Source organism: uncultured Jatrophihabitans sp. (assembly GCF_964251945.1).
GTDB lineage: Bacteria > Actinomycetota > Actinomycetes > Mycobacteriales > Jatrophihabitantaceae > Jatrophihabitans.
This window is the reverse complement of record NZ_CAXULP010000001.1, coordinates 320,793-333,712: the sequence shown is the minus strand read 5'-3', so window position 1 is coordinate 333,712 and position 12,920 is coordinate 320,793. Positions and strand designations below refer to the sequence as shown.

The following is a 12,920-nucleotide window of genomic DNA, read 5'->3' as shown; positions in this document are numbered from 1 at the left end:
CGTGGCAGGGTCGGTGGCCGACGCGCAGGGCACGCCCCCGCCATGGGTGGGCGCGAACTCGGACCCAAACGCGGTCGGCGGCTTGACGTTCTACAACGCGGCCGGGGCGGCGATCACCTCCGGCTCGACCAATTCGGCGCCCTTTGCGAACTATGTGCTCGGTCGCGCGGCGACGCAGGACTCCTCGCTGTCGAATCCCACCGCCACGGTCTACCTCTACCTGCCGCACGAGGGACTTAACCAAGAGAGCTGGCACGACGCCGACCAGCTGGGCGGCAGCACGAACTACCCGAACTCGCAGGCTCCGGGGTCGCTCGCCACCGCAGGCCCGCTCAACACCGGCTCGAACGGCGACCTGACGATCGAGAGCGTCGAAAGCGACTACCCGAACACCTCGACGACGACCGGTTACCAAGGCGTCTACGAGGCGCGGCTCTACACCAGCGCCGCGGGCTCGTCCGGCTCGGTGCATTACGACTACGCCGACATCTCGGTCAACAACACGACCCACACCTGGACGCTCGTCTATTCGCCCGGCTCGGCGCCCACAGCTGCCGCGCCGGGCGCGCCCACCGCCGTGCACGCGTCGCCCGGCAACGCCTCGGCGACCGTCTCCTGGACCGCGCCCGCCAGCAACGGCGGCGCCGCGATCACCGGCTACCACGTCCAGTACTCCGCAAACAACGGCGGCACCTGGGCCGACGGGCCGGCCAGCGCCCAGTCGAGCACCGCCACCACCGCGACCGTCACCGGCCTCGCCAACGGCACCGCCTACGAGTTCCAGGTCGCCGCCATCAACTCGGTCGGCACCGGCGCCTACTCCGCCGCGTCATCCGCGGTCACCCCCGCGCCGCCCACCGCGCCAGGCGCGCCCACCGCGGCGCACGCGATCGCCGGCAACGCCTCGGCGACGGTCTCCTGGACCGCGCCCGCCAGCAACGGCGGCGCCGCGATCACCGGCTACCACGTCCAGTACTCCGCAAACAACGGCGGCACCTGGGCCGACGGGCCGGCCAGCGCCCAGTCGAGCACCGCCACCACCGCGACCGTCACCGGCCTCGCCAACGGCACCGCCTACGAGTTCCAGGTCGCCGCCATCAACTCGGTCGGCACCGGCGCCTACTCCGCCGCGTCATCCGCGGTCACCCCCGCGCCGCCCACCGCGCCAGGCGCGCCCACCGCCGTGCACGCCACCGCTGGCAACGCCTCGGCAACCGTCTCCTGGACAGCGCCCGCCAGCAACGGCGGCGCGGCGATCATCGGCTACGACCTCGAGTATTCGGCGAACAACGGCGGCACGTGGGCGTCGGTGTCGCCCAGCTTCCACACCAGCACCGCCACCACCGGGAACGTGACCGGGCTGACCAACGGCACCACCTACGAGTTCCGCGTAGCCGCCATCAACTCGGCCGGCGCCGGCGCCTACTCCGCCGCGTCCGCCCCGATCACGCCGTCCGCGCCGGTGGTCGACGCGTCGAAGTTGACGATCACCGCCGTCAGTACCGTGAAGTATGGTACGGCCGTGTCGGTGAGTGGCACGCTGACAGACGCTCGGACGTCCGCCGCGATAGGCGGCCAGAAGGTCAAGCTGTACGGCCGGCGAGGCTCCGCCGCGTTTGCGGCGATCACCACGGTGACCACGTCTTCGCGCGGTGTCGCCACGGCCAGCGTCAAGCCGACTTCCACCGAGCAGTTCGAGTGGGTCTACTCCGGCGCCGCGACGCACAAAGCGGTGACCAGCGCCGTGAAGACGGTGACCGTCACCCAGGTCGTGGCCGCGCACGTGACGGCGAAGCATCGCAAGCACGGCAAGCGCGTCAAGTTCTACGGCACGGTCTCGCCGAACGCCAAGGGGCAGCGGGTGGCGCTGCAGATCTTGGTCAAGGGCAAGTGGAAGACCGTCAAGAAGGTGGTCGTCCGCAAGCAGAAGATGCCGAACAGGCACACCCGCACCGGCTTCGTCATCAGCTACAAGTTGCGCAAGGGCACGACGAAGTTCCGGCTGTACAAGGGTGCCCGGTCGAGCCTGGCGGCTGGCCATTCCAAACGGATCACGGTGCGCGGCACATGACCAGTCCGATCGCCGAGACCGCCGAGATCCCGATCTTCGTCGACGCGCCGCACGCGGCGGCCGAGCCGCCGGCCCCGCTCGCCGAACTCGACGCGCGCTCGATCTCCGCGTGGTTCGGCGAGCGCAAGGTGCTCGACCGGGTCTCGCTGCGCATGCCGGCCGGACAGGTGACAGCCCTGATCGGACCGTCGGGCTGCGGCAAGTCGACGTTCCTGCGAATCCTGAACCGGATGCACGAACTGGTGGCGTCGGCGAAGCTGGCCGGCGAGGTGAACCTGGACGGCGAGGACATCTACGCCGCGGGGCGTCGGCTCACCGACGCGCGCAAGGCGATCGGGATGGTGTTCCAGAAGCCCAACCCGTTCCCGGCGATGAGCATCTACGACAACGTCGTCGCCGGGCTGAAGCTCACCGGTGTTCGAGTGCCGCGCGCCGTGCGTGACGGGCTGGTGGAGGAATCGTTGACCCGGGCCGGCCTGTGGCGCGAGGTCCAGGACCGGCTGTCCTCTCCCGGCGGCGCGCTGTCCGGCGGCCAGCAACAACGCTTGTGCATCGCCAGGTCACTGGCCGTCCGGCCGCGGGTGCTGCTGATGGACGAGCCCTGCTCAGCGCTCGACCCGACCTCGACCCGGGTGATCGAGCAGACCATCGCCGAGCTTGCCTCGCAGGTGACGATCGTGATCGTCACGCACAACATGCAGCAGGCGGCGCGGGTGTCGAACAGCTGCGCTTTCTTCCTGGCCGAGCAAGGCACGCCAGGGGTGATCGTCGAGCACGGCCCGACCGAGCTGATCTTCGGCAGCCCGCAGGACCAGCGCACCGCCGATTACGTGCACGGACGGTTCGGTTGAGACATGCGCCTTCCGGTCCAGCCGTCGGTTGCGCCGCCGCGCTTACCGGCATCGTCGCTGCGGTCGGCCTCGCCCTCGCCGCGCCGGTGCACGCCACTCCCCTGGTGTCGCCGGGCGGAGCGCTGCCGGTGAACGCGTCCGGCTTCCGGCCCGACACCGCGGTCATCCTGCAGGTGGCCGGCCGGGCCGGCTCGGCGACCGTGCACGCCGACGACACCGGCTCGGTGCACGCGAGCTACCCCGCGCCGCGCACCGCGGGCCGGTACCGCCTACTCGCCTCGGGCAGCGCGCGCGACCAGTCGACGGCGCCGCCCGGCGACGTCGTGGTGGGCGTCCCGCGCGTCGTGACGATCGCCTTCCAGGTGATCACCCCGGCGGCGTCGGCGTCGACCGGCAGCACCTCGCCCTCCCTAGGCGTGTCCGGGGTCAGCGCGTCGCGCGCGTCGAGCGGCGGATTGGGCGTCCTCGGCGAGTCCGCCAGCCGGCCGGCGCAGCCGGGGTCCGGGTCGCTGTCGACGACGGGCCAGGATCTGCAGCGGTTGCTGGCCGCAGCCGTGGGCGCCGTCGCGGCCGGCGGACTGCTGGCCCTGCTCGGCCGTCGCCGGCGGCGGCACTAGATGTCTGCGATCGAAGAAGTCAAGGACGGTAACCGCATGCCGAACGTCGATAGTCGACCCGAGCGACGCGCCGGGCGCCGGCGCCGGCGCCACGAAGTCGAGACACCACCGCGGCAGCCGCCGCGCCACGCGCGGCAGCCAACCCCGCCAACCCAGGCCCCGCCAACCCAGGCCGGGCCGATCCAGGCCGGGCCAACCCAGGCCCCGCCAACCCCGGCCAGGCATCCGCGGACCGCTCAATTCGCCGCCGGCGTCACGATCGCAGTTGTGCTGGCGGTGTCGTCGGCGGCGCTGGGCGCGACCGCCGACGGGGCTGCGCCGGCGACGCGCCGCGACAGCGGCGGCCGGCAAGTCCTGCCGGCAGCAGCCGCCGAGCCAAGCTGGCTTACCCCGCCGCCGACCTACCCGGCGACGACGGCGCCGCTCACCCTCGCGGCGTCGCCTGTCACGGCGGCCGTGCCAGCGCCGGCCGACCGCGCCGTGCTGACCGGGCTCACCTCCGACGGCATTCCCCAGGTGGCGCTGAACGCCTATCGCGTCGCCGCAGCCAGGCTGTCGAACGCTGATCCGAGCTGCGGCCTGCCGTGGTACCTGCTCGCCGGCATCGGACGGGAGGAGTCCGATCACGGTCGGGCCAACGGGGCCGTGCTGAGCGCCGACGGCCTGTCCACGCCGCCCGTCATCGGCCCGGCGCTCGACGGCGCGAACGGGGACCGCATCGCCGCGCCGCCGAACGGCTTGGCCCTGGACGGCGATGCCGTCTACGCGCACGCGCTCGGGCCGATGCAGTTCATTCCGTCCACCTGGGCGCTGTACGGCGCCGACGGCGACGGCGATCGGCGGGCGAACGTCTTCGACATCAACGACGCGACGCTCGGCGCGGCTCGCTACCTCTGCGCGGCCGGCGGCAACCTGCGGGGCCGAGCCGGACAGGTGCGCGCGCTGCTCGCCTACAACCATTCCAACGAGTACGTCGACCAGGTGCTGGCGCTCGCGAACGCCTACGCGGTCCACGTCGGCGTGTCCGGCGCGCCGGTCGGCGTCACCCAGGGGCCGCTGGCGCCGGTGCGCCGACACGGTCCCCTGCCGCCGGTGAACCCGGGCGCGCCGACCGCCGTGAGCCACCGTGGCGGCCATCCGACGCGCACCCCGGAGCCCAGTTCCTCGGCGACGCGCACCGGCGCGTCGCCGACGCCGACCGGCCGCGTCGGCGGCGGCCCGGTCACCACGGTCGCCGGCCAACCCTCGGACACAGCCACGACCGCCCCGTCGAGCCCGACCGATTCGCCGTCGACGACGTCTGAGCCAACATCGACTCCGGCGACGTCGACCTGCGTGCCGCCGGACTGCCCCTAGGCGGCCGCGGCCGACTTCATTACGCGCAGCCTCGGCCCAGCGCGTGAGGAGACCCGCGCCGAGCACCGCCGCGAGCCTCAGTGCGCGAGCGCGTTGACGGCGAGGTCGAACAACCAGGGCGCACGGGTAGCGGCCGGCACCAACCGCCGACGCACCGCCGGTCGCTGCGAGGCGTGCAGGAGGGCGAGCGTCAGCAGCCGGTAGCGGCGCGCGATTTTCCGGTAGTCGCGTTCGTAGGCCGCCGGCCGGTCTGCTCGCACGCGGGCGGTCAGCGCCTCGGCGCAGCGGAACGCGATGGCCAGCCCCTCCCCCGTCAGCGCATCGACGTAGCCGGCGGCGTCGCCCACTAGCAGCACCCGGCCGGCCACCCGGCGCGTGACGTCCTGGCGCAGCGGGCCGGCCGCCCGCGGCCGCTCGAGCGGCTCGGCGGGCAGCCGAGCGCGCAGGTCCGGAAATGCCGCCAGCCGCCGCGCGAACGACGCGCCTGGTCCGCCGAGCACGGCGACGCCGACGCAGCCGGCCGCCACCGGCGTCACGTACGCCTCGGCGTCGTCGGCCCAGTGCACCTCGACGTGATCGGTCCACGGCGAGCACGCGAAGTGCGCGCGCAGGCCGTAACGCCGAGCAGGAGCGGGCGCCGGATCGAGGCCGAGCCCGCGGCGGATCGGCGAGTGCAGGCCGTCGGCGGCGGCGAGGTAGCGGGCGCGCAGGCCGGCGGCGCTCACCGATTCGGCGTCCTGCCGCACCTCCCCGGCGGCGCGCGCGACGATGTCCACCCCGGCCGCGACGGCGGCCTCGTGCAGCCGGGCGGAAAGCTCGGTGCGCTGGACGCCGAGCCCGCTGCCCCGCCGGAAGGCCGCGGCGACGCTGCGCCCGTCGGCGTGATAGGTGATGCCGGCGAACGGCCAACCGCCGACATCGACGCCGAGCCGGCGCAGCGCGGCGACCGCGCCTGGCATCAGCCCTTCGCCGCAAGCCTTGTCGATCGGTGTGTGCCGCGGTTCGAGCACCGCCGTCGACAGGCCGGCGGCGCGCGCGTGTAGCGCGGTCACCAGGCCGGCCGGACCGCCGCCGGCGACCAGCAGGTCCAGCACGTCAGCCGCCCGCCGCCAGCCCGCGCAGCGCGGCGTTCTCGGCGTTGACGCGCACCGACAGCAGGAGGGCGTTCAGCGCGGTGAACGCCAGCGCCGTGATCCACGCCGAGCGCGCCAGCGGCAGGGCGAACCCCTCGACGACCACGGCGACGTAGTTCGGATGCGCGAAGAGCCGGTACGGGCCGCCGGTCACCCGGCGAAGGCCGGGGACGACGAAGATGCGGGTGTTCCACTGCCTGCCCAGCGTCGAGATGCACCACCACCGCAGCCCCTGCGCGGCGACGACGAGGGCGAGCATCGGCCAGCCGAGCGCCGGGAGGAACCGGCGGTCGCCGAGCCACGCCTCGAGCAGCGCGCCGACGAGCAGGCCGGTGTGCAACGCGACCATCGCCGGATAGTGCCCGGCGCCCGCCTCGACCGCGCCGCGGGCAACGCTCCAGCGTTCGTTGCGGCGGGCCACTGCCAGCTCGCCGACGCGTTCGGCGCCGACCAGCGCGACCAGCAGCACGAACCAGGCCATCGCCTCAGATCCACTCCAGCAGCACGAGCTCGGAGCAGAAGCCGGGGCCCATCGCCATCAGCACGCCCGTCGTCTCACGCGCCGGTCGCTTGTCGAGCGTGTCGCGCAGAACGTGCAGCACTGAGGATGAGGACAGGTTGCCGATCGTCGCGAGCGAGCGCCAGGTCAGCTCGAGCGCGCCGTCGGGCAACTCGAGCGTCTCCTCGATCGCCTCGATCACTTTCGGTCCGCCCGGGTGGCTGACCCACGTCGACACGTCGCCGACCGCCAGCCCGTGATCGCCGAGGAAGCCGCGGACATCGTCGCCCAGGTAGGCGCGCACGAGCGTCGGGACGTCGGCGTCGAGCACGATCTTCAACCCGGCGCCGGTGACGTCCCAGCCCATGGTGCGCAGGCTGTCGGGATAGAGGTGGCTGCGCGAGTCGAGCACTCGCGGCCCGGACACGTTCGGCACCGATCCGACCCGCTGGTCGCCGACCGCGACGACGGCGGTCGCGCCGTCGCCGAACAGCCCGCTCGCGACGAGGTTGGCGATCGAGTCGTCAGTCATCTGGATGGTGAGCGAGCACAGCTCGACGGACACCAGCACCGCGACGTCGTCCGGCGCGCCCTTGAGGTGGTCGTGCAGCCGGGCGATCCCGGCCGCGCCGGCCACGCAGCCCAGGCCGAACATCGGCACCCGCTTGACGTCTGGCCGCAGCCCGATCCGGGTGGCGATCCGCGCGTCGATCGACGGCGCGGCGACACCGGTGACGGTGGTGAAGTAGATGACGTCGACGTCGCGCGGCTCGAGTCCGGCGTCGGCGAGCGCGCCGGTGAGCGCCTGCGCGCCGAGGTCCACCGCGGCCCTGATGAACTCCTCGTTCGCCGCGCCGAACCCGTCGAGTTCCGCGTAGCGCTCGAGCGGCAAGGCGAGGTGCCGGGTGCGCACCTGCGCGCTGCGGTGGAAACGCTCGAGCACGCGGGCCCGACGCGGTTCGAGATGGCGCGCGAACTCCGCCGTCAGCACCTGTTGCGGGTAGCGGTGGGCGGGCAACGCTGCGCGCACAGCGGCGATCGTCGTCACTGAGCCAGGGTGACACGCCGGCACCCGGTCAGCACGTCGCGAGCGGACTGGTTAGCCTCCAGCTATGGACTTGGACGTCATCGAAGACGCAGACGAGGACGAGCGCAGCGTGCTGCTCGTCACGGGCTCCGTCGATTTCGGCAGCAGGGGGACTCTGCTCGACGCCGGGCGGCAGGCGCTCGGGCGCGACGACGTCGAGGGCCTGATCCTGGACCTGGGGCAGGTGTCGTTCCTCGACTCGACCGGGATCGGCGTGTTCGTCCAGTTGGCCCAGGTCGCCGAGGACGGCGAGAAGAGCTTCGCGCTGCGCAACCCGTCCAACCGGGTGCGTCGCGTGCTAGAGGTGGCCGGGCTCGCCGAGCAGTGGGCCGAACGACGCGCCTGACCGCCGTCGTTACTACGACGATTGTCGTAGTAGGCTGCGCGGGTGTCTCACCTGAGCTGGCTGGAATCCGGCGTCGTCGGCTTGCTGCAGGGCGTCGCCGAGCTCTTCCCGGTGTCCAGCCTCGGACACAGCGTGCTGTTGCCCGCCGTCGTCGGCGGCGCCTGGCAGCACGACCTGGACGTCCGGGCGCCGGAATCGCCGTACCTGGCCTACATCGTGGGGCTGCACGTGGCGACGGCGATCGCGTTGATCATCTACTTCTGGCGGGACTGGGTGCGCATCGTGCGCGGACTCGTGCGGAGCATCGCCCGCCGTCGGATCGACACCGCGGACGAGCGGCTCGCCTGGCTGCTCGTCTTGGGCACTATTCCGGTCGGGGTCGTCGGGCTGCTCGCCGAGCACGCGTTTCGCACCACCCTCGCCCGTCCCGTGCCGACGGCGGTCTTCCTCGTGGTCAACGGCTTCGTGCTGCTCGGAATCGAGCACTTCCGCGGCGGCCAGCCGGCGGACGAGGAGTACGTGGACGAGCGGGTCAGCGGCGCGGAGTCCGACCGGCGCCTCGCCGGACTGCCGACGACTCAGGCCGTCGCGATCGGCGCGGCGCAGATCCTGGCCCTGGCGCCGGGCCTGTCTCGTTCCGGCGTCACCACGGCGGCGGGGCTGAGCGCGCGGCTCTCGCGCGAGGACGCCGCGCGCTTCGCGTTCCTGCTCGCGACGCCGGTGATCCTCGCCGCCGGCGTGCTCAAGCTCGGCGACCTCGCGGGCCCGCTGGGCGATGGCATCCGCCCGCAGGTGTTGTTCGGCTCGGTGCTGTCCGGCGTCGGCGCCTACGTGTCCGTGCGGTTCCTCACCCGCTACTTCGCCAGCCGCTCGATGCGTCCGTTCGGGGCGTACTGCGTGGCCGCTGGCGCGGCGTGCCTGGTCTGGTTCGCCGTCCGGTGAACGTGGCTGATCGAATGGGTTACCGCGGGCACGGCGGTAAGCGGGACCGGTCGAGGGGTACCTCGGCCGAGTGAGCGACATACCCGACCCGAACGCCGCGCCGCCGGCCGAGGGCTGATCTCCCAGCGCATGCGCATCGTCGTCACCGGCGCGACCGGCAATCTCGGCACCGCTCTGCTGCGCAGGCTGACCACAGGCGAGCACGAGGTCGTCGGCGTCACCCGGCGGCCGCCGCCGGACACCGAGCCATACCTTGGGCTCGAGTGGACGCGAGCCGACCTCGGCGAGCCGGATGCCACAGACGCGCTCGCGCCGGCGATGGCCGGCGCGCACGCGGTCGTGCACCTGGCGTTCCTGCTGCAGCCGAGCCACGATCGCGAGCTGATGCGCAGGGCGAATCAGGGCGGCACCCGCGCGGTCGCGACCGCCGCAGAGCGCGCCGGTGTCCGCCATCTCGTCCACGTGTCGTCGATCGGCACGTACGCGCCGGCGACGTCGTCCACGCCGGTGGACGAGAGCTGGCCGAACACCGGCTTCGAGACCTCGCCCTACAGCGTCGACAAAGCAGCGGCTGAAAGCATCCTGGACGACTACGAACAGTCGATGACGATCAGCCGGCTGCGCCCGACGCTGGTCCTGCAGGACAGCGCGGCCAGCGAGATCAGCCGGTACTTCCTTGGTCCGCTGATCCCGCCGCAACTCGTGCGCCGGTCGTTGCTGCGCCTGGCGCCCTGGCCGCGTGAGTTAGCGCTGCAGTTCGTGCACTCCGACGACGTCGCCGCCGCCATCGACACCGTGTTGTCCGCGGGCGCGGGCGGCGCGTTCAACGTCGCCGCCGACCCGGTTATCGATCGCGCGGCGTTCGCGACGCTGTTCGGCGGCGTCGGACCGGCGTTGCCGCCGAAGCTGCTGCGCGCGGTCACCGACCTCACCTGGCGGGCCCGGATTCAGCCGACCGACCCGGGCTGGGTCGACCTCGCCATCGGCATGCCGCTGCTCGACACCAGCCGGTTGCGCGCGCTCGGCTGGGCGCCGGCGCATGACGGCGCCGAGGTGCTCAGCTCGTTCGTCGACGCGTTGGCTGCTGGCCGCGGCGGCGCTGGTGCGCTGCTCTACCCGCGCGGACTGCGGCGCAAGACCGGAAGGAAACAGTGATGGCCGTTCACTGATCCCGGTGTCGCCCTCGTGCCGGCCGGCGCGCGGCCCAGACGAAGACCAGCCCGAGGGCGAGCAGCGCCACGGCCACGACGATGAGTGGCGGAAGGCCATGCACACCGGTGGAGGCGAGCACCGTCGTATGGGTCAAGTTCGAGGTGGAAGTCGGCGTCGAGGTAGACGGCGTGCCGGACGCTGTGGACGAGGTCGGCGTCGATGGCGCGGCCCGGACGGTCACGGTGCGCCCCGTCGAGGTCGACGTCAGCGCAACCGGGCTGCCGCCGTAGCGGGCGGTGATCGTCCGGGTTCCCGGGGTCGACCCGGTCGGGATCTTGACCGTCACGCGCCCGGTGCTGTCGAGCGTTCCGCTGCCGACCACCTTGCCGTTGTCGAGCACGGTGACGCGGCCGGTCGGCACGGTGCCGCCGGTTCCGGACACTCTGACTCGCACTGGGATCGTGCCGCCCACGTGCACGGGGCCGGACGGCAACGACGTGGTCGTGGTCGTGGATGTGGCCGGCGGCGTAGCCGCGCACCGCGCGGAGGTGAACGTGTCGTTGATCAGGGTGACCGAGCCGTTGCGAGCCAGCGCGCGGCCCTGGACCTGCACGCCGTTGTTCATGCTGATGGACTGCAGGGCCATGATCGTGCCGCGGAAAACCGAGCTTGTGCCCAGCGTCGCGGAGCTGCCGATCTGCCAGAAGACGTGGCACGCCTGCGCGCCGTTGATCAGATTCACCGAACTCGCCGAGGCGGTGGTGAGCGCCGTCGGAACCTGGAAGATGAACACCGAGCTCGGATCGTGCTGTCCGTTCAGGGTGAGCGCGCCGCTCAACCCGAGCGATGTGCTCGCCTTGTAGACGCCAGCCACCACCGTCCTGTTGGCGATGTCGCCGGGGACGTTCGCGGTGACCGGCCGGCCGGCCGCGTCGTTGTAGGCGGTGGTGAGGTCCGACTGCGCCTGCAGTGCGGGGCCGTCGGCGAAGTGTTGCGATCCGCCGACGATTCCTGGCGGGAACCCGGTGACATAGCTGGCGGGCGCGGGGCTGGAGCCGAGGTCGGCGTTCAGCGTGCTGGCGCCGGTGTTGGTGACCCCCTGACCGGCGAGCACCGAGTACTCGGCGCTGGTCGCGAGGTTGACGGTCCCGGTGGCGGCTGACGCCGGCTGCGCCCACGAGACGCCGATCGCGACGAGGCTCGTCAGCATGGCAGCCGCCATGATCGAGCGGTGGCGCGGGAATCGGGAGGCCGCAGCAGCCGAGACGGGGATAGTGCTCATTGCTTGTCCTTCGTCGAGCACTAGCCCCCGAAGGACTTCGCGTCGGCGAGTGCCGGGCGAGCGGTCCCCTGAGCGTCAGCAGGCGTGCTCGTCGACCCTCGGGGCGAAGAGCTCATCGCGGCAGGGGCACCCCGCCGCTGTCACCAGACTTGACCTCGATCTCACTCTAACCTAAAACTACCCAGAGCTAACACCATGCACCCTCGGTAATTTAAATGCGCGCAGCCGCCGGCGGGGCCGTCGCCGATCTTCACCATCTCGCCGCGGCGCTACCTGCCTGGACGGGTCGTCGGCGCGCTGTCAGGGTCTGCGCACGTATATGCGAGCAGACCTCGACAGCTGATGAGCGGCACCCCCGCCGGTGACCCGCAGGCCCTGTCACGTCACGGGCTGCTGCTCGCGGCCGCGCAGACCAGCGGGGGAAGATCGAGAACCCGGCAGCCGGGATGGCTTACTGGCTGTCCACCAATAGAACCGCGTCGAGTCGGGTCAGCCGCAGCAATCGGCGCAAGCTCGGCGACGCGGCAGCGACGATGACCGCTCCGCGGTCGGCGGCGCAGCGCTTGTGCGCGCCCAAGACAACGCCGATCGCGGTGGAGTCGAAGAACGTGACACCGCTCATGTCCAGGCGCAGCACCCGCCGGCCGGCGTCGAGATGCGCATCGAGCTCGGCGCGCAACGCGTCGGCGCTGGCGAGGTCGAAGTCGCCGGCGAGTTCGACGACAGCGCGCCAGTCGTCGGCGGAGAGGGTGCGAACCGACGAGGCCGGCTCGGTGTCGCCGATCGCGAGAGCGAGTTCGGCTGTCATGGTTTTTCCCTGCGGCAGAATCCGACCCAGGATTGGATAGGACGGAACGGCCCTACGGCGTTCCGTGTCGAAATGTACTACCGGCCCCGTTGTCTGGGCGTAAACACCGCTTGCCGCCAATTTCGTCAGACAGCGCCGGGAGGGAGCACGCTAGTGGGTAAGCCCCCCACGAGCCGCAATGGAAGTAGAGGCAAACGCCGTGACAAGTTCGACGCCCGTACCGCCGCCCTATCCCCCCGAGCAAGGCCCGCATCCGCAGGCTGCCCAGCCATTTGGTCCGCCGAGCCAACCGGGCCAGCCGGGCCAGCCGGCGGAGGGCTATCCGCCGGCCTACGGCGGCCCCCCGGTCAGCCCAGGCGCCGGGCCGGGCGCGCCGACGGACGCGCAGGCGCCGACGAGAACCGAGCCCGCGGCGGGCTTCGACGACAAGGGGCGGGTGCGGCGTGGGCGGGTGAGCGCAGCCTGGGTGGCCACGATCGCCACCGCTGTCGTGCTGATCCTGCTGATCATCTTCATCGCACAGAACTCACGCCAGGCGACGATCCACTACCTGGGCGGGTCGGGCAGCCTCAGCCTCGGCCTGATCATCCTGATCGCCGCGGTGTTCGGCGTGCTGCTGGCCGCCATTCCTGGCTCGATCCGGATCTTCCAGCTGCGCCGCGCGCTCAAGCGCAACACCCCGAAGGACCAGCGCACGCCCTGAGCGCACGCGGGTGCGTGAGTCCAGACGAGCGAGCGGGTAGGCAACAAAAATCTTTTCGACTCGCATGGAGGTC

13 protein-coding genes are annotated in these 12,920 nt (G+C 72.1%); 8 read left to right on the top strand and 5 right to left on the bottom strand.

Features of this window, described 5'->3' with window-relative positions:
* The first annotated feature begins 13 nt into the window (after positions 1-13).
* The 4 genes from ACFFBG_RS01520 (at position 14) to ACFFBG_RS01505 (ending at position 4,895) form a co-directional block, all read left to right on the top strand.
* Positions 14-2,071, top strand: a complete 2,058-nt coding sequence (locus ACFFBG_RS01520; RefSeq protein WP_375474894.1) for a fibronectin type III domain-containing protein — start codon at positions 14-16, stop codon at positions 2,069-2,071.
* The gene (locus ACFFBG_RS01515) at positions 2,068-2,922 is read left to right on the top strand and encodes a phosphate ABC transporter ATP-binding protein (protein ID WP_375474892.1); all 855 of its coding nucleotides are present in this window, start codon (positions 2,068-2,070) and stop codon (positions 2,920-2,922) included. The genes ACFFBG_RS01520 and ACFFBG_RS01515 overlap by 4 nt, the downstream gene beginning before the upstream one ends.
* The gene (locus ACFFBG_RS01510; RefSeq protein WP_375474890.1) at positions 2,919-3,539 is read left to right on the top strand and encodes a hypothetical protein; all 621 of its coding nucleotides are present in this window, start codon (positions 2,919-2,921) and stop codon (positions 3,537-3,539) included. The genes ACFFBG_RS01515 and ACFFBG_RS01510 overlap by 4 nt, the downstream gene beginning before the upstream one ends.
* Positions 3,540-3,806: 267 nt before the next feature.
* Complete coding sequence (locus ACFFBG_RS01505) at positions 3,807-4,895, top strand: lytic murein transglycosylase (protein WP_375474888.1); 1,089 nt, start codon at positions 3,807-3,809, stop codon at positions 4,893-4,895.
* A 77-nt stretch (positions 4,896-4,972) separates the two neighbouring features.
* Here ACFFBG_RS01505 and ACFFBG_RS01500 read toward each other — a convergent pair whose 3' ends face one another.
* The 3 genes from ACFFBG_RS01500 to ACFFBG_RS01490 are packed head-to-tail and all read right to left on the bottom strand — an operon-like array spanning position 4,973 to position 7,575.
* On the bottom strand, positions 4,973-5,989 hold the full coding sequence (locus tag ACFFBG_RS01500; RefSeq protein WP_375474886.1) for an NAD(P)/FAD-dependent oxidoreductase: 1,017 nt from the start codon (positions 5,987-5,989) through the stop codon (positions 4,973-4,975).
* A 1-nt stretch (position 5,990) separates the two neighbouring features.
* Positions 5,991-6,509, bottom strand: coding sequence for an isoprenylcysteine carboxyl methyltransferase family protein (locus ACFFBG_RS01495; RefSeq protein ID WP_375474884.1), 519 nt, complete (start codon positions 6,507-6,509; stop codon positions 5,991-5,993).
* 4 nt (positions 6,510-6,513) lie between these two features.
* The gene (locus ACFFBG_RS01490) at positions 6,514-7,575 is read right to left on the bottom strand and encodes a type III polyketide synthase (RefSeq protein WP_375474882.1); all 1,062 of its coding nucleotides are present in this window, start codon (positions 7,573-7,575) and stop codon (positions 6,514-6,516) included.
* A gap of 64 nt (positions 7,576-7,639) precedes the next feature.
* On the opposite strand from ACFFBG_RS01490, the gene ACFFBG_RS01485 reads away from it, so the two are divergent.
* From ACFFBG_RS01485 to ACFFBG_RS01475, 3 genes are all read left to right on the top strand, one after another.
* Positions 7,640-7,960 (top strand): STAS domain-containing protein, encoded by a 321-nt coding sequence (locus tag ACFFBG_RS01485; RefSeq protein ID WP_375474880.1) that lies wholly within the window; start codon positions 7,640-7,642, stop codon positions 7,958-7,960.
* A 42-nt stretch (positions 7,961-8,002) separates the two neighbouring features.
* Positions 8,003-8,902: an undecaprenyl-diphosphate phosphatase gene (locus ACFFBG_RS01480; RefSeq protein WP_375474878.1), complete on the top strand. Its 900-nt coding sequence runs from the start codon at positions 8,003-8,005 to the stop codon at positions 8,900-8,902.
* 129 nt (positions 8,903-9,031) lie between these two features.
* Positions 9,032-10,057: an NAD-dependent epimerase/dehydratase family protein gene (locus ACFFBG_RS01475; RefSeq protein WP_375474876.1), complete on the top strand. Its 1,026-nt coding sequence runs from the start codon at positions 9,032-9,034 to the stop codon at positions 10,055-10,057.
* Positions 10,058-10,064: 7 nt separating this feature from the next.
* Here ACFFBG_RS01475 and ACFFBG_RS01470 read toward each other — a convergent pair whose 3' ends face one another.
* Together ACFFBG_RS01470 and ACFFBG_RS01465 are read right to left on the bottom strand one after the other, a co-directional pair.
* Entirely contained in the window at positions 10,065-11,336 is a 1,272-nt protein-coding gene (locus tag ACFFBG_RS01470) for an ice-binding family protein (protein WP_375474874.1), read from the bottom strand.
* Between the two features lie 451 nt (positions 11,337-11,787).
* Positions 11,788-12,144 carry an STAS domain-containing protein gene (locus ACFFBG_RS01465; RefSeq protein WP_375474872.1) on the bottom strand — a complete coding sequence of 119 codons (357 nt, stop codon included), beginning with the start codon at positions 12,142-12,144 and terminating at the stop codon, positions 11,788-11,790.
* 199 nt (positions 12,145-12,343) lie between these two features.
* Between ACFFBG_RS01465 and ACFFBG_RS01460 the strand changes: the two genes are divergently transcribed.
* Complete coding sequence (locus ACFFBG_RS01460; RefSeq protein ID WP_375474870.1) at positions 12,344-12,847, top strand: lipopolysaccharide assembly LapA domain-containing protein; 504 nt, start codon at positions 12,344-12,346, stop codon at positions 12,845-12,847.
* The last annotated feature ends 73 nt before the right edge of the window (positions 12,848-12,920 follow it).

What these genes read in the sequence shown, in the direction of transcription:
- ACFFBG_RS01485 (WP_375474880.1), top strand. Translation starts at nt 7,640, where the DNA reads ATGGACTTGGACGTCATCGAAGACGCAGACGAGGACGAGCGCAGCGTG.
- ACFFBG_RS01465 (WP_375474872.1), bottom strand. Translation starts at nt 12,144, where the DNA reads ATGACAGCCGAACTCGCTCTCGCGATCGGCGACACCGAGCCGGCCTCG.
- ACFFBG_RS01495 (WP_375474884.1), bottom strand. Translation starts at nt 6,509, where the DNA reads ATGGCCTGGTTCGTGCTGCTGGTCGCGCTGGTCGGCGCCGAACGCGTC.
- ACFFBG_RS01475 (WP_375474876.1), top strand. Translation starts at nt 9,032, where the DNA reads ATGCGCATCGTCGTCACCGGCGCGACCGGCAATCTCGGCACCGCTCTG.
- ACFFBG_RS01515 (WP_375474892.1), top strand. Translation starts at nt 2,068, where the DNA reads ATGACCAGTCCGATCGCCGAGACCGCCGAGATCCCGATCTTCGTCGAC.
- ACFFBG_RS01470 (WP_375474874.1), bottom strand. Translation starts at nt 11,336, where the DNA reads ATGAGCACTATCCCCGTCTCGGCTGCTGCGGCCTCCCGATTCCCGCGC.